General features: G+C 34.3%; 18 protein-coding genes and 2 pseudogenes. 9 read left to right on the forward strand and 11 right to left on the reverse strand.

Going from position 1 to position 20,515, the window contains the following annotated elements:
- Positions 1-106 precede the first annotated feature (106 nt).
- From AC1D0Y_RS27000 to AC1D0Y_RS27010, 3 genes and pseudogenes are all read right to left on the reverse strand, one after another.
- On the reverse strand, positions 107-817 hold the full coding sequence (locus AC1D0Y_RS27000; RefSeq protein ID WP_060747507.1) for a LytR/AlgR family response regulator transcription factor: 711 nt from the start codon (positions 815-817) through the stop codon (positions 107-109).
- Positions 792-3,731, reverse strand: a complete 2,940-nt coding sequence (locus tag AC1D0Y_RS27005) for a substrate-binding domain-containing protein (protein ID WP_427597240.1) — start codon at positions 3,729-3,731, stop codon at positions 792-794. The genes AC1D0Y_RS27000 and AC1D0Y_RS27005 overlap by 26 nt, the downstream gene beginning before the upstream one ends.
- A 382-nt stretch (positions 3,732-4,113) precedes the next feature.
- A pseudogene (locus tag AC1D0Y_RS27010) lies at positions 4,114-4,368 on the reverse strand (arsenate reductase/protein-tyrosine-phosphatase family protein); the annotation flags it as partial.
- 285 nt (positions 4,369-4,653) lie between these two features.
- Here AC1D0Y_RS27010 and AC1D0Y_RS27015 point away from each other — a divergent pair.
- From AC1D0Y_RS27015 to AC1D0Y_RS27040, 6 genes are all read left to right on the forward strand, one after another.
- On the forward strand, positions 4,654-4,899 hold the full coding sequence (locus AC1D0Y_RS27015) for a hypothetical protein (protein ID WP_034649925.1): 246 nt from the start codon (positions 4,654-4,656) through the stop codon (positions 4,897-4,899).
- A 16-nt stretch (positions 4,900-4,915) separates the two neighbouring features.
- Positions 4,916-5,284, forward strand: coding sequence for a spore coat protein (locus tag AC1D0Y_RS27020; RefSeq protein ID WP_016766279.1), 369 nt, complete (start codon positions 4,916-4,918; stop codon positions 5,282-5,284).
- A gap of 18 nt (positions 5,285-5,302) precedes the next feature.
- Complete coding sequence (locus AC1D0Y_RS27025) at positions 5,303-6,439, forward strand: zinc-dependent alcohol dehydrogenase (protein WP_060747509.1); 1,137 nt, start codon at positions 5,303-5,305, stop codon at positions 6,437-6,439.
- A 17-nt stretch (positions 6,440-6,456) separates the two neighbouring features.
- The gene (locus AC1D0Y_RS27030) at positions 6,457-6,651 is read left to right on the forward strand and encodes a hypothetical protein (protein ID WP_060747510.1); all 195 of its coding nucleotides are present in this window, start codon (positions 6,457-6,459) and stop codon (positions 6,649-6,651) included.
- An 18-nt stretch (positions 6,652-6,669) separates the two neighbouring features.
- Positions 6,670-6,969, forward strand: coding sequence for a spore coat protein (locus AC1D0Y_RS27035; RefSeq protein ID WP_060747511.1), 300 nt, complete (start codon positions 6,670-6,672; stop codon positions 6,967-6,969).
- Between the two features lie 161 nt (positions 6,970-7,130).
- Positions 7,131-8,165 (forward strand): DUF3231 family protein, encoded by a 1,035-nt coding sequence (locus AC1D0Y_RS27040; protein ID WP_060747512.1) that lies wholly within the window; start codon positions 7,131-7,133, stop codon positions 8,163-8,165.
- Positions 8,166-8,383: 218 nt separating this feature from the next.
- On the opposite strand, the gene AC1D0Y_RS27045 is transcribed toward AC1D0Y_RS27040, so the two are convergent.
- The 5 genes from AC1D0Y_RS27045 to AC1D0Y_RS27065 form a co-directional block, all read right to left on the reverse strand.
- Complete coding sequence (locus tag AC1D0Y_RS27045) at positions 8,384-9,217, reverse strand: STAS domain-containing protein (RefSeq protein WP_060745085.1); 834 nt, start codon at positions 9,215-9,217, stop codon at positions 8,384-8,386.
- Positions 9,218-10,090: 873 nt separating this feature from the next.
- On the reverse strand, positions 10,091-10,315 hold the full coding sequence (locus tag AC1D0Y_RS27050) for a non-oxidative hydroxyarylic acid decarboxylases subunit D (RefSeq protein ID WP_060745084.1): 225 nt from the start codon (positions 10,313-10,315) through the stop codon (positions 10,091-10,093).
- The gene (locus AC1D0Y_RS27055; protein WP_060745083.1) at positions 10,315-11,742 is read right to left on the reverse strand and encodes a non-oxidative hydroxyarylic acid decarboxylases subunit C; all 1,428 of its coding nucleotides are present in this window, start codon (positions 11,740-11,742) and stop codon (positions 10,315-10,317) included. Before AC1D0Y_RS27055 ends, AC1D0Y_RS27050 begins: the two co-directional genes overlap by 1 nt.
- Positions 11,743-12,024: 282 nt before the next feature.
- Positions 12,025-12,381: a hypothetical protein gene (locus AC1D0Y_RS27060; protein WP_258006079.1), complete on the reverse strand. Its 357-nt coding sequence runs from the start codon at positions 12,379-12,381 to the stop codon at positions 12,025-12,027.
- 171 nt (positions 12,382-12,552) lie between these two features.
- Positions 12,553-13,134, reverse strand: a complete 582-nt coding sequence (locus AC1D0Y_RS27065; protein ID WP_477708173.1) for a non-oxidative hydroxyarylic acid decarboxylases subunit B — start codon at positions 13,132-13,134, stop codon at positions 12,553-12,555.
- 140 nt (positions 13,135-13,274) lie between these two features.
- Here AC1D0Y_RS27065 and AC1D0Y_RS27070 point away from each other — a divergent pair, with 140 nt between their 5' ends.
- The 3 genes and pseudogenes from AC1D0Y_RS27070 to AC1D0Y_RS27080 form a co-directional block, all read left to right on the forward strand.
- Complete coding sequence (locus AC1D0Y_RS27070; RefSeq protein WP_060745082.1) at positions 13,275-14,150, forward strand: LysR family transcriptional regulator; 876 nt, start codon at positions 13,275-13,277, stop codon at positions 14,148-14,150.
- A gap of 327 nt (positions 14,151-14,477) precedes the next feature.
- Positions 14,478-15,416, forward strand: a complete 939-nt coding sequence (locus AC1D0Y_RS27075; RefSeq protein ID WP_477708174.1) for an aldehyde dehydrogenase family protein — start codon at positions 14,478-14,480, stop codon at positions 15,414-15,416.
- 69 nt (positions 15,417-15,485) lie between these two features.
- A pseudogene (locus AC1D0Y_RS27080) lies at positions 15,486-15,731 on the forward strand (alcohol dehydrogenase catalytic domain-containing protein); the annotation flags it as partial.
- 136 nt (positions 15,732-15,867) lie between these two features.
- Here AC1D0Y_RS27080 and AC1D0Y_RS27085 read toward each other — a convergent pair.
- The 3 genes from AC1D0Y_RS27085 to AC1D0Y_RS27095 are packed head-to-tail and all read right to left on the reverse strand — an operon-like array spanning position 15,868 to position 20,138.
- Positions 15,868-17,355, reverse strand: coding sequence for a glycoside hydrolase family 1 protein (locus tag AC1D0Y_RS27085; RefSeq protein WP_477708175.1), 1,488 nt, complete (start codon positions 17,353-17,355; stop codon positions 15,868-15,870).
- Positions 17,356-17,358: 3 nt separating this feature from the next.
- Positions 17,359-18,216, reverse strand: coding sequence for a BglG family transcription antiterminator LicT (gene licT, locus AC1D0Y_RS27090; protein ID WP_060745078.1), 858 nt, complete (start codon positions 18,214-18,216; stop codon positions 17,359-17,361).
- 38 nt (positions 18,217-18,254) lie between these two features.
- The gene (locus AC1D0Y_RS27095) at positions 18,255-20,138 is read right to left on the reverse strand and encodes a beta-glucoside-specific PTS transporter subunit IIABC (protein ID WP_102813330.1); all 1,884 of its coding nucleotides are present in this window, start codon (positions 20,136-20,138) and stop codon (positions 18,255-18,257) included.
- Positions 20,139-20,515 lie beyond the last annotated feature (377 nt).

The raw sequence follows: 20,515 nt of genomic DNA on the forward strand, positions 1-20,515 counted from the left end.
CCTGAGATTCAAACTCTTTAAATTTCCTTTTAAGCGTCGTTTTTATCCATATAAACAAAAAAACAACAAATTAAAAAACTCAGCACTTATTGCTGAGCTCTATGTTTTATAATAATTTGTACCTTTGCAGATTATCTACTTTATGCTTGGAAATCCTTGCAGTTTCCTTATAATCTTTAAAATAGGCTTTATACATTTGACCCTTTGCTTCGATTCTTGTTAAAAGTTCCACATTTATAATATAAGATCTATGAGATATCATAAACCTAGAATCAACGGCCCCTTCCAAGCTAGTTAAAGCTTCATTTGTCTCGAATTTACCATTTTTAGTATGAATGACAGATTTCCGATCAAGTCTTTCAATAAAGATAATTTCTTCTAATGGAATAAAAATTATATTTTTCTGCTGTTTAATCATTAAATCCTTTTTAAATGAATGTTCTTTATCCACTAGTGAAATAGACACTTGGGAGGCTCTCTCTAAAGCACCATATAAACGATTTCTATCGATTGGCTTTAAAATATAGTCTACTGCCTTTACGTTAAATGCCTCAAGTGCATAATTATCATGACCAGTAATAAAAATAACTTGTAAAGTCGGGAAAAGTTCTTTACATGCTTTAATCGCTTCCATCCCATTCAATAAGGGCATTCCGATATCGACTAAAGCAAGATCTGGTTTTTCTTTCGTAACATAGTGTATCAATTCTTCACCGTTGGCGGCCTCTCCGACAATTTTATATTTGGATAAACTCCCAATAAAGTACCTTAACAATTTTCTTGAGGTAACATCATCGTCTGCGATCAATACTTTCATCTTGTTGTTCCCCCTTTTCCCTAGCGTTTCTTGATTTCGCAACACTTTGAATAATATCTGGAGCATCTTCATTATAAACGAGCTGCCAAGCATCAATTACATTTTCTTTCATTACTTTTAGAGACGGAACGGCTACATAGGGTGGCGCTTGTTTTCCAAGTAGGGCATACCCTGCTAGAATCGCTTCGGCGACTCCTTGCTGGTATGGTAGCTGGGCACCTAGTCCTTTAATAGGTCCATCCTGTGCAATTTCCAAGGCTACGTTCATACCCAAATCCATTGTCGTAATGACTAAATTGCTTTTTTTTGCAGTACGAGTTGCCCTCAAAGCTCCTTCAGCCGGTACATCCCATACAACAAAAATACCATTTAAATCCTGATGTTCAGCAATCATACCGGATGCCACTTTTTCTCCATCATTCGAATCAGTAATTCCCCTCCGATCGACAATTTGAATGTTAGGGTACTTTTCCTTTATAGTTTTTTCAAATGCTTCCGTTCTTTGTTTGGTTGCAAAAAAATCTGCATCATGATAGATAATCCCAACCTTACCTTTTCTATCTAATTTCTCAGCCATGATGTTGGCCGATTCAATGCCATTTCCATAATTGTCAGCAGAAACAATACTTACATAATCCTTCCCATGCTGCAAACCATTCGGTGTATTGTCCATAAACACCAGCTTCACACCAGCTTGGGCCGCTTTTTGATATACGTTTGCAGTCAATTCTGGATCAACTGGAATGCTCACCAGGATATCCGGTTTTTTAGCTAAAATGCTTTCAATGTCAGCTACTTGCTTTTTCCATTTAAATTCTGCATTTGTCACAGCTACTACCTCAATGCCCATTTTCTCAAAAGTAGTTTGCATTCCTTCCAATTGAGACCTTGACCAATCACTTCGAGTATAATGCATAGCAATAGCAGCCTTATATTTCTTTTTCTTAATTTTTTTTAGTTCTTTCAAAGATAAACGAAGTGTTTTTGCTGAGGCAGCTTCCTCGCCATGTGGTCCTGTACTTAAAATTTTATGATCTGGAATATTTTGATTAATTGTATTGTTTAGCGTTTCACTTAGGATTGTCAAAAACTCTTGTACATGAATGGGCTTTGTTAAATAGTTATCAAAGCCTTTATCCAATGTATATTGAATATCTTTTGGCATTGCATTTGCACTTACAGCGATGACAGCAATATCTTTCGTTTCTTTGCCTGCTTTTAAAATTTCAAATACTTCATATCCGTTAATATCTGGGAGGTTAATATCAAGAAGAACCAAATCTATTTTTTCGTTTGCTACAATTTCTATTCCTTCTTTTCCTGTACGAGCTGATAAGAGCGTATAGGAAGGCTGCGATTTAATGATGTTACTTACTAGATGCAAGTTGGATTCGTTATCTTCAATATATAGCAAACAATAGTTATCTTCCTTCCTATTATTTGTTGGAGGAAATTCAGTTTGTTCACCCCATTGTATGACAGTCTTTAAATCATTTGGAAGAGGAAGACTAAAGCAAAACTCACTTCCTGTTCCTTTATTGCTTGTTACATTAATCTCCCCTCCCATTAGATGCACCAGCTGTTTAACTAAAGATAACCCAATCCCTGTACCTTCTTCTTTTGTACTTTCAATTCGATAAAATGGAACAAACACTTTAGTATATTCCTCTACAGAAAAGCCCACGCCTGTGTCTACGATATGAATGTACTGCTTATTCTCTTGTAAACGACAGAAAACGATAACTTTTCCATTTTCTTGATTGTATTTAATAGCATTATCAAGTAGGTTCAGCAATATTTGTTTAAGACGTATAGGATCAGCAAGAACGATCATATCTTCCCATTGATCCAGTTGGCTATAAATACTAATATTCTTCTTCTTAGCCAATGGTTGTACAATATTGATACATTCCTTGATGACAGTTAGAAGATGAACTTCCTCTATAGAAATCTTTAAATTTCCTGTTTCTATTCTTGACACGTCTAAAATATCATTAATTAAACTTAATAAATGGCTTCCTCCACTTAAAATCTCCTGTATAAAATCACGCTGTTGTTCATTTAAAGATTCATCCATCTCCAATAATTGAGCAAAACCCAGAATTCCATTCAGCGGCGTACGCAGTTCATGACTCATCTTAGACAAAAAACTTGATTTGGCCATGTTCACTTTTTCAGCTTCTTCTTTTGCCTGAATAATAACTCTTTCCATTTTTTTTTGTTCTGTGATATCCTCAAACTCCCAAAAGTAGCCTACAAAGTCATTTTCCTCATTTAAAGGAAAACAATTGTAGCGTAGTGTCATACCTGTATCTATTTTAATTTCTTTCGTAGTTCTCGTTCGTTTTTCTGTATTTTCGAGCTTAATTTTATTAATTTCTTTATCAAAAAGGTAATGTAAATCCGAAGCGTGCATCCCAATATGGCAATCAATTTCCCCCTTCAACTGGAAAAGATCATAAAATTTCCTATTTAAGAGCCTTATTTTTTTATTGCAATCTGTTACTGCAATCCCACTATCTAACCGATCAATCAAACTACGCTGAAATGCATAGGAATTCATTAATTTTCGTTCTTGTTCTTTTTGAAGAATGTCCTCTTCCATAATCTTTTTGTTAGTAATCTCCACACAAGTTCCGACTACTTCAGCTACTTTATCCTTATGAAATAAAGGTCTTAAATAAATTACATAACAGACACCTCTAAATTTACTTTTATATTCAATGTACTGTCCTTCCCACGCTTTTTTATAGTAACCGTTTAGTAAATTGGCAGTGTCAATATCATCCCAATAAAAATCATGAAGCGTCTTTCCGACGATATCCTCTCGATTAAACCCCAATCTATACAGTAATTCCCCTTCGGCAAAAGTATGAATAAACTCGTTACTTTTTTGTACAAACTTAAAAATCATCCCGGTATCAGTAAAGCCTGGCTGTGCAATATATCTGGAATCCTTCATTCGTTTCGCCCCTAGTTAGTTAAAAAAATATAATATGGATTCTATATGATGAATCCCTTACTTTATGTTCTTTACAGTGCTTAAAGATTAATTTGAAACCAATTATTCATTTGTAATGATTGTTGTAATCGCTTTACAAATTATACTTTTCTTATTATAAGCTTCACTATATTGATTAGTCTAACAATACTTACCCATGGGGCTGCCACACCTTTATTAAAGAAGGAAAGGATCAAAACAAGGAGTCGTCTTTTTGACATTACTAAAAGGAAAGATATTTATGTGGTTAATCCTTCTATGGAGCTTTATATAAAGACTTCGAATGATGAATGCATTTTTCTTCATCTTTTCCTTCTGCTTTTGACGGGTCATCAAAGCCCCAGTGAACTCGTTTCACATGTAGAAAAGTTACAGATCAATGCTCTACTGCGTGTCCGCATAGTCTCACAACTAAAGCAGCATTATTAAGAATTTCAGGATTGATTACATCAGATGTTTGGTTTGAGATATTGATTCCTACTTCTTTCATTGTTTTTACGGCATTAGGATTTAAAGCATGAACTTCAAGGCCCGCACTTTTTACCTCCCACTATTTCCCTTGATACTTTTTAGCCTAGCCTTCTGCCATGCCATATTCAAATCAAAAAGCTTGATGTAGTTAAAAGAGTTCTTGTTCGACTAACCTATTATCTGTTAGCTAATAAGAAAAAGGACCACCAAAGCGTTTAGCCCTAACTATTACCAATTAATTTTCCGGATTATATGTACATTATAACTACTTAATATAATTCACCTATAAAAACATTAAAGAATGTTTCCTCCAATAATCGGAACACTAACATTGTATTTACGTAAAAAAGGAGGGTAATCAGAAATGGATATTCAAAAATTAGCCGATCATGAGTCATTGGATCTACATGAAGTTATTAATTTTAAAACTCTTTGCTTAGCGAAATCAAAACTAATGCAAGGACTTGTATTTGATGATGATTTGAGAGCATTGATGAAAAAAGATGTTGAACAATCGATACAAGCGCTGGGAGAATTACAGGCAGTTTATCAACGTGCACCTTTTGAAGCCCCTGTTCCTCAAAACCGGCCAACACCAATAATCAATTGAAAAGGAGGTAAATTCAGTGAATCATGACTATTTAGATCCTATAAACTCGCTACACGTACCAGAGCTTGCAGATACCACATTTGCGATGGACTTTCTTCTTCGTGCCAAGGAAGGTGTTCGCAATATCGCAGTCGCATTAACGGAGTCCGCATCACCTGATGTTAGAACCCTCTTACGAGAACAGTTAATGCAAGGGATTGCCATGCACCAAGAAATTACAGAACTAATGATTAGTAAAAAATGGTTCCATCCATACGAATTAAGTGAACAATATCAACTAGACCAACTCTCTGCCAACAATACATTGATGATTGGCAAAATGAATTTATTTCCTGTTGAGACCAATAGAAAAGGTCTGTTTGACCGAACACCTGATGAACACTAACACTGGAGGATATCTATCATGAAGGCAGTAACGTATCAAGGCATTAAAAATGTTGTAGTCAAAGAAGTTCCAGATCCAAAGATTGAAAAACGAGATGACATGATTATTAAAGTAACCAGTACAGCTATATGCGGGTCTGATTTACATTTAATTCATGGCATGATTCCTAACCTGCAAGAAAACTATGTAATTGGCCATGAACCAATGGGAATCGTCGAAGAAGTTGGTCCAGATGTGACGAAAGTAAAAAAGGGAGATCGTGTTATTATTCCTTTTAATATAGCATGCGGTGAATGCCTTTACTGTAAAAACCATTTGGAAAGCCAATGTGATAATTCCAATGATAATGGTGATATGGGTGCCTATTTCGGATATTCTGGTACGACGGGTGGCTATCCAGGTGGGCAAGCTGAATATTTAAGAGTACCGTTTGCCAACTTTACTCATTTCAAAATTCCAGAGACTTGTGAAGAACCAGATGAAAAGTTAGCAGTTATTGCCGATGCAATGACTACTGGTTATTGGAGTGTTGACAATGCAGGCGTAAAAGGTGGAGACACAGTTATTGTTCTTGGCTGTGGTCCGGTTGGTCTTTTTGCTCAAAAATTCTGTTGGCTAAAAGGAGCAAAGCGTGTCATTGCCGTAGATTATGTAGATTATCGCTTGCAACACGCCAAACGTACTAACAAAGTTGAAATTATAAATTTCGCACATTTTGAAAATGCAGGAATGCATTTGAAAGAAATGACGAAGGGCGGCGCTGATGTTGTCATTGATGCAGTTGGTATGGACGGTAAAATGACTGATATGGAGTTCCTTGCGAGTGGAATGAAACTGCAGGGTGGAGCATTTGGTGCGTTTATCATGGCTTCACAAGCAGTACGTAAAGGCGGGACAATCCAAGTTACAGGCGTTTACGGTGGCAAATATAATGGATTCCCAATGGGAGATATTATGAACCGAAACGTCAATATTCGCTCTGGACAAGCACCTGTGATCCACTATATGCCATATATGTTTGAATTAGTTTCGACCGGAAAAATTGATCCAGGAGATGTCGTGAGTCATGTACTTCCACTTAGTGAGGCAAAGCGTGGCTATGAGATTTTTGACACTAAAATGGATAATTGTATAAAAGTCTTGTTAAAACCTTGAGGAAGGAGGTAGAAAAAATGAATTACGCTTTACATGAAGTTCTTGAGGTCCATGAAATAGCTGCATTTAAGACCAATTGCTTGACTAAGTCCAAAACGATGAGAGGATTAGTTACAGATCAGCAATTAAAAGATATTATGCAGCAAGACATAGATTTATCTACGAGACAATTACAAGAATATACTTCTATCCTTTCCAACGCTAAGCAGTAAAAGAGGAGATGAATGAACATGAATCCAATTATTGAAAATTTAACTGGCATGAATGCCCTATCGGATCAAGTGGTTGCAATGGATTTATTGATTGCAGCTAAAAGTGGAGTTAGAAATTACGCCATGGCAGTTACGGAGGCCGGTACGCCTGAAATTAAAGAAATGCTCACTCGCCATTTAGTGGAAGCTCTTGATATGCATGAACAAATTTCTGCATACATGGTGGAAAAAGGATGGTACCATGCTTGGGATACAAATGAACAAATTAGTTTAGATTTAAATAATATCGATACAGCATTGAACTTACCCACTTTATAAAAATAAAATAGGAGCAGTTTAACATTACCAACCTAAACTGTTCCTAACAATCCATGTATAGCTTAAAAAAGATCTGAAGGGACTTGTAATGTTTACAGGTTATGAAGAATAAAAACCATATAAAAGGCAAGCCCAAGAAAAATAAACTTAGGAGACTATAAATGGGAACAATTAAACCAATTAAGATAGGCTTAAAAAAATCAAATCCTAATAGAAAATTGACAGCTCCAGAAATGGGAAAACTCTGGGCAACCTACATGGGTAATAGCATGTCTAATTGTATTCTAAATTATTTTCTACAACATGTTGAAGATCAAGACATAAAAAAGCTAGTAGAACATGGGAAAAGATTAACTGAAGAATTTCAAAGTAGCGTCAAACAGATATTTATCAAAGAAAATATACCTATTCCACATGGCTTTACAGAGGAAGACGTTAATTTAGGTGCTCCAAGATTATTTGCAGATGAATTTTATGTACATTATTTAAAGTATGCAGCAAAAGCAGGACTTAGCATTTATAGTATTGCTATACCTTTAATGTATAGAGAAGATGTACGCGATTTCTTAACGTATTGTATGAACTCGACCATGGAATTAGTGGAAGAAATTAAAACTATTTTAATGGATAAAAGCCTTATTATTGCACCACCTATTATTCCAGCTCCAGAACAAGTGAAAATTGCCAGCACTGATTATTTGAGTGGTTTTGTTGGAGATGTTCGTCCTCTACACGCGCTAGAAATTGCTCATTTATACGATAATATTGAAAACAACGTGACAAGTAAAGCTTTAATCATGGCCTTTAGTCAAGTTGCCAAAAGCCAAAAAGTTAGAGACATATTTTTAAAAGGAAAAGACCTTACGCATAAAGCAGTTGAACATTACATAGAAAAACTTCATCGCGAGAACTTGCCAGCTCCAGAATTTATTGACCATTTAGTCACAACTTCAACTTTCGCACCTTTTTCGGATAAACTAATGCTGTTTCATAAGGTCGATATGTTTTCCATGAAAATACGAGCATTTGGGAACTCACTAGCTGTAAATGGAAGACATGATTTAGCATTACTTTATGGGAGATCTTTAATGAATATAGCAAATTTTGTTAAGGATGCATCAAATATCATGATGGAAAAGGGATGGATGGAAATTCCACCAGAGGCTGTAGATAGAGAAAATTTAGCTTCAAAATAGGATTAGTGAAAAACTAATAAAAACCCCTTATAGAAGGTTTCTTTGCATGTGATTTCCGATAAGGACGATTATGGTAACTACAGATTTATAACATATACAAATTAACCTACAGAAAGACTCCCTATGGAAATAGGGAGTCTTTCTGTAGGTTAATGAGATTATAGATTGGAGATACTTCTCAGCATCTTGAGTAGTTTGCTCATAATACATAAAAATATTCACATTAGAGATCCTGTAAATGAACTCGTATACTGAACAGCTTGATGTAAGCTAGAAAAACTTCTAATTTCCTCAACCTTTATTCCTAAGTTCACCATGGTTTGAGCGATTTCTGGACGTATCCCACTGATGACTACTTCAATTCCTATTAACTGTAGCCCGTCTATTACTTTAAACAATTGATCTGCTACCATCGTATCAATAATAGGAACTGCTGATAAATCAATAATAAGCCATTTTAATTTATATTGGCTTCCTTTCTCTAAAGCATTCTCCATCAAATATTGTGCCCGTTTGGTATCTAAATCACCTACTAAAGGAAGGATGCCTATTTCCTCTGTCATACGAACAACGGGAACAGATAATTCATCAATGGCATATTGAGCATAATTTATTTTTTCACCGTAATCTTTTACATACGATTTACTTACAAATTGGATGGCGTTATCTACAATGCTATTAAAGTGAGAAATAAGTTGATAAAAAGCATCGAGGGAGAAATCATTATTCTTTGCTTCTTCTTTTATTATTTCTCCAATAACGTCTCGATAATAGCTAATCTCCTCTAAAGCTAGGTTTAATGGTAGTCCATGATTGACTAATAAATTAGCCATATTGTTTCCCCATTGTGCCATGACTTCATTTGCTGCCTCTTTTTCCAACAAAAGAGAATCGGCATAAGTGGTAAGAAGGTCCAAGCGAAAAATAGTCAACTCTGTATAGATATTATGAGACGTTGCAAGATCTAGTCTTTTATCTTCAGCTAACTCTTCTTTTCGCTGTAAAATTATTTCTTTAATTGCATGTAATTTTTCTTGTTGTATATACTGCAAAGTGTCCCTCCTTTTATCTTAAAAAGCAAATAGCCCTCTAATAGATGAGGATTAGAGGACTAAGTATATTGAAAAGTGTATTGATAATGATGAAATGTTAAGTTACTTATATTCTTTATTTAGTTGTATAGTGCCCCTAAATCATAACATATCTGTATGACAGGACTATTTCAAACAAGTTACAACATATGTATAAAATTGACCTTTTTTTACATTGTGGTTGTGTTTACATTCAGGAAAACCGCCTTCCTGGAAAAGTGATTATGTTAAATAAATACATTTTTGGTATTAATTAATAATTTATCCAATAATCAGATATACTTTGTTAAAATTGAGATACATATCTTATTAATTACATATTAGAAGGGGTGCAATATGAAGAAGAGTATTTTAATTTCAATTTCGATTTTGGTAATTGAGACTGTTATTACACTTTTAATATCATAGAAGTTATCTATCCGATTCATTGAACTTATGTTTTTTATCGGAATAGCTTGTTCTTTTTTCATTTTTTGGTTTACAAGTAAAGGTGGAGCAGTCTCTCAATACATAGATTCTCAAAATAGTGCACTAACTGGAATTGTTCAAGAGCGTGATCCTTTAAGATTTCGAATTGGGCCGGCATTTAAGGCTTCCTTGCTATTCCTCTTAATCGGTTTAATCTTTTTTATTCTGTTAGTTACTAATATTATTCCGCCAGTAAAATAAAGATTGCCGATAACGGGTTTTATGTAAACTTAACTATAATAAATTAGGATTAATAAAAATAAAAAATCTTAAAAGGCATATCCATTAATACGCATGCCTTTTAGACTCTCTGATAGACTGAAAAAGATCCCTATTTAATTTGTGAATAGGGATCTTTTTCAATGATTATTTTTTTAACTCAGGAATTGGAGGAATTTGATCCAATTCTTTGAATTCAGCAGGGTTTAGCTTAAAACGTTTATCATATTTTTCTGGGTCAGTTATATTAGGACCTTCTGTATTTCTCCATGACAAGGTGCAAGTCTCACAAATATATACTTCCCAAGCGTCATCCACTGGAGCTTTTGTTAAGAGATTTACTTTTTCAGATTCACATCTAGGACATTTCATTATTTATTTCCTCCTTCTTTAACTAAATCGCGAAGAATTTTTGACCATTCCTCTGCTTTTTCTGGAACAGCTAGTAATTCAGTATCTCGAGCAAAGTCAGGTGCAACTGGAGTTGTAGCATCAATAATTAATTTTGTATGCATACCAGCAGGCTCAGAAGACGGATCTAGTGGCATACCAGGTGCATATGGAACTTTGAAAACATCTTTATCTGGACGAACTCGTGTTGTTAAAGCCCACATAACTTGTTCCAAGTTAAATGGATCAACAAATTCGTCTACGATGATTACAATCTTTGTATAAGGCATTCCATGAGGCGTAGATAATAATCTCATAGCAACTCCCTTTCCATATCCACCAAAACGAGATTTTGTCGAAACAATGGTTCCAATACCATGTGTATACATTGCATTTACAGCTTCAACTTCTGGGAAATCACGTTTTAATTGTTTGTATAATGGTAGGCTTGTATTTAATGCCATTAAGTAGTCAATTTCAGTCCATGGCATTCCTAAGTATAAATTTTCAAAGATAGGATTTTGACGATGAGTAATTTTAGTGATTTTAACAATGGGTTGTAAGCGAGCGCCTGAATAACTACCTGGAAACTCACCAAACGGTCCTTCAATTTCTCTTTCACGAGGCATGATGTAACCTTCTAATACGATTTCACTGCGTGATGGGATATCTAAATTACCGTTTTCACTTTTTGTTAATTCAATCGGCTCACCTTTTAGAGCTCCAGCAAAATCATACTCAGATTGAGCATATTCAATTGGCGTACTAGCCATAAAACTTAATACAGGATCGTTACCTAAGCAAATAGCAATTGGTAGTGGTTCATTTTTTTCTTCAGCATGTTTCAGATGAACTGCAATATCGTGGAATGGAAGTGGTTGAATACCTACTTTATCTTTACCTTTAACTTGAATACGATACGTACCAGCATTTTGTTCTTCATAACTCTCTGGTTTATTTGGATCTTTACTTACAATTAAAGCTTTTGAGAGATAGAATCCAGCGTCAAATTCATTAATGCGGAATAATGGTAGAACATCAAATAAATTGATATCGTCTTCGATTACAACTTCCTTGACCGGCGCATCTTTTTTATCAACCCAAACAGGTTTGATAGGATATCTATCCCAAATTTTTTCTAGCTCGAAAAATTGGTCTTTAACTGGTGTGTCCTTTGGCATATTAAGCATTAAAGCATGATTCTGCCATGACCCATGAACATTTAAAACAACTGGTGTTTTATACCCTTTTATTTTTTCCACAAGAACTGCGGGTGCATTCTCCATGTCTGGAGCAGATCTTCCAATCGCACTTAAATCTGGTTCAGGCATAACCTCTTCTTTAATACGGACTAATTGATTCTCTGATTCAAGTAAGTCTAAAAATTCTCTTAAATCTCTGTAAGCCATTAAGTATTCCTCCTACGTTGTATTATCTAATCTAATTTAATTTGCTTGTTTGCCTTACAATTACGAGTATACTCTCCTATTTTTAATATTGGAAATATCTATTATGTATTTATTATATACCTTAAAGGTATAATATTAGATGCTACAGTTTAATGAGAAATACACTTTCTTGTTTTATAAAGGTAATTGAAGAAAGAAAACAGTATAAAATTGTTAGAAACTTTTTTATACTTCTCTTATTAGGAATTTAATAAAAAAGGCAACTTATAAAAGCTGCCTTTTTTAATCATTATGGTTTCTTTTCCTTAAATTCTCCTCATACTCTTGTTTGTCAAAAAACTCTTCAAGCTTTTTGACAAGGCCTCCATGTCCAAATCGAAGAGAATGATGCTGATTTCGATTCATTTTACAGCTAGCGATAAAGGTCAAAAATTCAACAATACAACGCCTTCTAGATAATATATCTCGTTTATTAGATTCATAAAACCATAAGTCAATAGTGTTATAAATTCCTTTGTTAATGCCATAAAGGGAGTGACACCATTTAAAGAATTCAGAATCCGGTAAATGAATTTTATTAGAATTTATCGTAATAACATACTTAGCTTCATCCCATTTTTGAGAATTTGACTCTAGCATATCTTTTATCCTCCCAAATTTGTTTGTCTCTTATTTTAAAAAAAGCTTACATTCTAGTATATGAGCATATAAATTATCCTTCTCTTTAGTTAACTATTTAATGGACATATTTATATACAGATAAAAAGGTTAGTCTCTTTGTTCAACGACTAACCTTTTCCATATAATAATTTAAGATTTTTTTATTTTTCCCTTTTTTATGCCCTCCCATCTTTTCACTTCTGGTAGATGAATGTCGAACTGATCTAATGCTCTGTATATAATGTGGTTAATTAAATCATCAATATTTTCAGGATGATTATAAAAAGCAGGCATCGGAGGGAAAATCATTGTTCCCATACGTGATAACGCCAACATATTTTCAAGGTGAATATCATTAAGAGGTGTCTCGCGTGTTAACAATAACAGATTTTTTCGTTCTTTTAAAATTACATCAGCTGCACGTGTCACAAGGTTATCTGCTAATCCCATACGAATAGAAGCTAATGTTTTCATACTACAAGGAGCGACGATCATGCCATCCACTTGGAAGGATCCACTAGAAATTTTGGCTCCTAAATCTTTATAAGAATATGTATAGTCGGCTAATTCTTCTACTTCCTTCGCTGTATAAGGGGTTTCTACTTGAATTGTTGCAGCTGCCCATGAGGACATCACTAAATGAGTTTCTATTTCCGTCTCTTTAAGAAGTTCTAAAAGGCGAATACCAAAAATAGCCCCCGTTGCTCCCGACATTCCTATGATTATTTTCATTTGTATTTCTCCTTTTTTCTATTATCGTTAGTCTAATGTTACCTCTAGAAATGATTATACTCTTCAGTGTATTATATTGATAATATCTATATTGTTTATATATAATACCTTAAAGGTATAATTATTTCTGGAGGGTAACCATGGACATTAAGCAGTTACGCTATTTTATAGCTATTGCAGAACAAGGAACTATTTCTAAAGCAGCAGAACATCTACATATGGCACAACCACCACTGAGTCGACAATTAAAAATGATGGAAGATGAATTAGGTGTTGTCTTATTTGATAGAAATAAAAAGAAAAAAGTAACCCTAACTGCTCAAGGAGAATTGTTTCTGAAAAAAGCAAAAAAATTATTACATGGAATGGAAGAAGCAATACTAGAAGTTAAAGAATTCAGTGAGGAAATAAGTGGAACACTCTCAGTGGGATCCACGATTTATTGTGCTCCTATTTTACTTTCTAATTTGAAGGAATTTCGGCGGAAATACTCACATATCAAATTTAACATTTGGGAAGGTGACTCTACTCATTTGATGAACTTATTGAAGAATCGTCAGATTGATATTGCTATTACAGGCGGACCTCTTTCTCAAAAAGATATCGAGATGAAAAAGTTGGAGGTTGACCCATGTGTATTAGTTGTACCTAATGATTACACAATAAATGAAGAAATTATAAGTATCCATAAGATTTCTGAGATTCCTCTGTTACTATTACGTCCTACAGAAGGAGCTGGGTTATTTGATCAAATTATTAACGCGTTCCAGGAGTTGAATTTAACTCCAAATATCCTATGCGAGTGTCATGATTCTGCTATGTTGTTAAATCTGGTAGAAATGGGATTCGGAGCAACGATATTACCATTATCTATGGTAAACAAAAAACTAACCAAAGAGTTTAAAATCCTTTCAATTCAAGATAGTCCATGGATATCAGAACCTGCCTTAGTGTGGAGGGGGAATAGCTACTTATCAGCTTCTACAAGAGAATTTTTACAATTTTTTAACCGTTAGTTTTCAATCTGATTTTTTATCAAACATATCATTCACATCTTAAAATGTTTTTAAATTATAAAACCTTAGCATAAAAGGCAAAGTATATATATACTTTGCCTTTTATAAACTACACCTATCATAAAACCCTCTTATAAGAGTAGCCACGAGAAATAAAACCCTACATTTCACAATACACTCCAAGGTTTGGTGGATCATATGTTGTTTTAATATTATACCTATTAAGTATTAAATTTATATAAAACAAGTATTAGCTTGTATAAAAAATGAGAAATAAAATAGTAATGTCATGCTTTTTTTATTCTAAAAGAAAATGGGGTATATCACATGAACAACATATTAATTAAAGCAGTTAATCAATTTATTGGAGGTAGTTGGGAAGTTGGTTCGTCTAAAAAGAAAGGTACCATTCATAATCCCTTTAATAATGAGGTACTAGCTGAAGTAACATTAGCAAATGAAGTAGATGTAAATGAAGCGTACGAAATTGCGAAAGAAGCTCAAAAATCATGGTTAAAAGTTCCTTCAACTGAGAAAGTGACTATTTTAAAGAAAGTCGCTTTAGAATTGGGTGGTAATAATCCTTTTATTGTCTTGGAAGACGCTAATATTGAAGAAGCAGTAAATGCAGCTGTATTTGGAAAGTTCCTTCACCAAGGACAAGTTTGCATGATTATTAATCGAATGTTAGTTCATCGTAGCCTTTACAAAGAATTTGTTGAGAGATTTGTAGAAAGAGTGTCTAAATTACCTTTTGGAAATCCTGAAGATCCTTCTGTTATTATTGGTCCACTCATTAATGAAAAGCAAGTTCACAAGGTAAGGGATCTGGTTCAAATAGCTAAACAAGAAGGAGCTACTATAGTTCTAGAAGGAACTATAGAGGGAAATGTAGTTACTCCATTTGTCTTTGCCGATGTATCAAATGATATGAAGATTGCTCAAAGTGAGATATTCGGTCCAATCGCTACTATTATTCCTTTTGATAATGAAGAAGAGGTGATTAAATTTGCAAATGATACAGCTTATGGTCTAAGTGCTGGAATTTTCACAAAAGACATTGAGAAAGGTCGTAAAATAGCAAGGCAGATTGAAAGTGGCATGGCTCATGTAAATGATCAAAGTGTAAATGATGAAAGCATGGTACCTTTTGGAGGAATAAAATCTTCTGGTTTAGGACGATATGGAGGACGTTGGGCGCTTGAGGAGTTTACAAATGCCAAATGGATATCTATACAGAACAATCCAAGAAATTATCCGTTTTAAATATAATAAAAGAATCAAGAATCTTTGTCTTTCACTTTAAATATTTTGAATAAGGAGTATAGTTTTTCTATGAAAATCAAGGCAGCTGTAACACATAAGCAAGGAGAGAATTTTAAGATTGAACATGTGAATCTAGCTACTCCAAAAGAAAATGAGGTATTAGTGAAGATTGTGGCTACAGGTGTATGCCATACAGATGCAGTTGCTCGTGATGCAGCCCTTGCACCCTTTCCAGCTGTACTAGGTCACGAAGGATCAGGAATTATTGAAAGTGTGGGTCAAAGTGTTACAACTTTGAAAAAAGGTGATCATGTTTATAAAAATAAATCTTTTATCATTTACTCTCACTGACAACAAATATGAACTTTTTCACTACTTTTGCTAAAAGGTTTTGCAAAGATAAATGAGAAAAACATAAAGAGGAAGTGGAGATTCTCCACTTCCTCTTTACTTAGGGAACTAACTGTTCTTTTTCTTTATATATTATTCCATTTTTCTTAATCACATCTTTGTACCAATAAAAACTTTTCTTTGGGATTCTATTTAGTGTTCCATTTCCATCGTTATCTTGGTCTACGTAAATAAAACCATATCTTTTTTCCATCTCAGATGATGAATAGCTAATTAAATCAATGATTCCCCAGCTTGTGTAACCCATTAACTCCACTCCATCTTCAATGGCTTCTAGCATTTGTTCTAAGTGTTGCTCATGATAATTTATACGGTAATCATCTTGAATATCACCATTTTCGTCAATCTTATCATGAGCTCCGAGCCCATTTTCAACAATAAATAGTGGTATCTGATATCGATCATATAAATCATTTAAAGCAATACGCAACCCAATTGGGTCAATCTGCCAACCCCATTCACTGACTTCTAGATAAGGGTTTTTTACACCTCCTATTGTATTTCCACTAACTGTTTCCATTCCTTCACTGTTTTCAGTAGCTACAAGTGAGTTGTAATAACTAAAAGAGATAAAATCCACAGTGTGTACCTTTAGTAATTCATCGTCGCCCTCTTGCTTATCGATCTTAACTTTCTTCTCTTTGAATAAACGACTGATAAAACGTGGATATTCACCACGTACTTGAACATCTGTAAAGAAATGATTGTACTGATTGTTTTTAGAAGCTTTAAGGACATCTTTAGGATTACAAGAATATGGATACGTCATTAGCTTGGTCAACATACAACCTATTTGTGAGCCTGGAATGATTTCGTGACAATATTTTACGGCTAAAGCACTAGCAATAAATTGATGATGTAACGCTTGATATACCGTCTGTTCTACATTCTCAAAGCGTTCGGATACAATTCCACCACTTGTAAATGGATGACGGACAATACTATCAATCTCATTAAAAGTAAGCCAATATTTCACCTTTTCTTTATATCTAGTAAAAACAACTTTACTAAATTTCACAAAGTAATCAGCTACAATTCGATTCGACCAGCCCCCATATTTATTAACTAAGTATAGTGGCATTTCGTAATGAGATAAGGTAACTAATGGCTCTATACCCTTTTTATGCATTTCATCGAATAAACGGTCGTAAAATTCTAAGCCCGCCTCGTTGGGTTGTTCTTCATCACCATTAGGAAAAATACGAGTCCAAGCAATGGATACACGTAATGTTTTTAATCCCATTTCTTTAAAAAGTGCCATGTCTTCACGATAACGATTATAAAAGTCAATTCCTCTGCGCTTTGGATATTCCTCAGTGCTCTTTGAACTCATCGCGTTTTGTATTTGTTCTTCATCTACTTTATTATGCTTTTTGTAATCTGATTTACTGACTCCTTTTTTGAAAACAGCAACATCAGCAGTTGATAAACCCTTTCCATCAACATTCCATGCTCCTTCTGCTTGGTTTGCTGCTATTGCTCCTCCCCATAAGAAACCTTCTGGAAACTTTCTAATATTGTTAGACATGCTTTATCCCCCTATTGGTTTTTCGTTAGTTCTCGATACAACTCTATTAATGTGAATAATTAAATACATTTTTTCGTCGTTAGAAATCGTGTAGTCAAAATTGGTACGAATATATTTTTGAATTTTTTCAACACACTTGACTTCCTGTGGGTACTTTCGGTTAATTTGGTCAAGTAGATCATTATCACTCGTGCTTAACATCTTATTATCAAGTAAACGTTCTACAAAAAATTGCAGGTGTGTAAGAAACCTAGAAAAATTGATAGTATCCGTAGGAATATCAACCTTATAGTGAAATTTAATAATGTTTAGAATGTCCTTAACCGTATTTGTCATTAGTAATATGTGGTTTGAATTATCTTCATTTTGCTGTGCATTTACTAGATGGAAAGCAATATTCGCTGCTTCTTCTTCAGGTAATTGAAGTCGGATTTGCCTTTCTATTAAATCTAGCGCATGCAAACCAATACTAAATTCTTCTGGATAAAATTTTTTCACTTCCCAAAGGAGCCGATTTTGTATAGTCAAATTCTCTTTGAAGCGCTTTGTAGCCATAAAAAGGTGATCTGTTAAAGAAATATAAAGATGCTCATTTAAGTGCTTAGATAACCGAACTTTTGCGTATGAGATAATTTCATCCGTTAAGATCAAGTATTCTTTTGGGGTTTCTTTCATTATCTCTACTAAATCATTCGATGTACTTTTATTTTCCGGCACGTATATTTTTTCTGCTTCTGCCTCATTAATAATATGTCCAGGCCTATTTTTAAAGCCAATACCTTTCCCCATAACAATGACTTCTTTTTCATCATCTCTTTTTGCCAGAACCACACTGGTATTCAGCACTTTAACAATTTTCATTACAGTCTCACCTTCCTGATTACATTAAAAATCTATCTTCATAAAATAGTTAATAGTGGCTGCTGTTTATCAGAAACACGCTCTACCTTTTCTTCCTGTGAAAGAATTTCCAGATAGTCAGCTGAATTTGTAATCACAACCGGAGTTGTTGTATCATAACCAGCTTTTTGAATGTTTTCTAAATCAAAATCAATCAATAGTTGGCCTTGTTTTATATGGTCCCCACCTTGTACGTGAGAAGTAAAATATTGACCATTTAAGTTCACCGTATCAATTCCAATATGAATGAGAACTTCTACACCAAGGGCAGATTTTAGGCCAATTGCATGTTTTGTATGGAAAACCATTTCAACCGTTCCATCAAACGGAGCTACTACTTTACCTTCAATAGGTTTGATAGCCATTCCTTTTCCCATTACCTCTTCTGAAAACACCTTGTCTTGTACATGTTTTAAAGGGATTACGTCTCCTTTGATTGGTGAGTAAATCACTTTTCTATTCAATGTACTTTGTATTTTTTCCTCGTCTAAATTCATATCTTTTTGTTTATCGTCTTTTACATTTACATCATCAAAACCAATTAGGTACACCATTGCAAACGTGATCGCTATAGAAATTATTGCCCCAATAACAGCATACGTAAAGTTTGATGTTCCTTTTTCAATAAAAATAGGCATCGTTGCAATTCCTGGTGAAACCATAACAAAAGCTTTTAATTTTACAATTCCCACGATAATACCTGATATTCCTGCCCCAATCATACAAGCGAATAAAGTTTTCTTAAGCTTTAAATGAACGCCATATAAAGCAGGCTCAGTTATACCAAATAGTGCTGAAATTCCACCAGATAGTGCAATTTGTTTTAATTTAGGGTCTTTTGTTTTAAATGATACTGCCAATGATCCTGCACCTTGTGCCATATTTGATACAAGCATAGCTACACCAATAAGAGAATCGTATCCTGGTGAAGCCAAGGAAGCAATGACAACTGGATAGAAGACCTTTTGCATCCCAAACATAATAATAAATGGTAAGAATACTGCGAGAAGAGCGACAGCTGCCCAACCTGCTGTTTGGTGGATCCATAACACTCCTGCTGCTAATCCTGCCCCAAGGTACATTCCAAGAGGGCCTAATACTATTAATGCAATTGGAGCGACAATAATCATGGTGATTAATGGCGCTAAAAATATTTTTACTGGTCCCGGCGATACCTTTTCAGCAAGTTTTTCTACATAAGACATAAGCCAAACGACAAGAATGATAGGAATAACGGAAGCTCCGTATGAAACAGCTTTTACTGGTATTCCAGCGAATAATACAGATTCTCCACTATTAAATAGTGTCGTTAGATTTGGGTGCAATAGCACTCCTGCTAAGGTAATTGAAACCATTGGATTTGTACCAAACTTTTGAGAACTCGTATAAGCCAATAACATTGGCAAAAAGAAAAAAGCAGCGTCCGAAATGATTTTTAATAACAGATATGTTTGACTATCTTCTTTCATAAGGTTGAGCATTGGTAGTAGAACTAAGAGAGCCTTCAACATCCCTGCCCCCGCAATAGCAGGAATAATTGGAGCAAATATACCAGTAATTAAGTTTGCGAACCGATTAAAATATCCTTTTAAACTGTTATCTTTCATTGTTTCAATATTTGAATCTGATTCTGGTACAACGTCCACAAGCTTAGCAAATTCCTTGTAGACATATCCAACGTTACTTCCAATTATAATTTGATACTGTCCTGGTGTACTTGCTACTTTGATAACTCCTTCAAGATTGCTAATTTCTTCAGAATTTGCTAAAGAAGGATTTTTTAGTGTTAATCTTAATCTTGTCATACAATGAATGGCATCTTGAACGTTGTCCTTTCCGCCAACATGTTTGAGTATTGACTGAGCTAAAGTTTTATAATTCATTTCTAACTCCACCTTCTTCCAGTAATAGACAACAAAAAAAGACCTGGATTAAGTGAAATTCACGTACTAATGAATTCCACCTAATCTAGGTCTTGCCTGCCGAACAGTAACACGCCTTGATAGATAGATTTAATTATTTTATTAATCGATTTAATGAAAACGCTTTAACTAGTTAATAAGATTATAATAAATTATTGTTTTAGAAAAATCAATCTTTTTTTTGAAAGTGTGGGACCGTCAATAATTTTGTGTAAATGGGAGTTTCCTTTTCTTATGAACGTTACCCACTAGTTTGCTTTAAACATCATTTGTAGTTCTGCGCGAGCTTGATCGAAACCAATATGACATCGTGTCGCAAAGCGCTGATTATACTGGTC

Source organism: Priestia sp. P1_B12_1 (assembly GCF_056406695.1).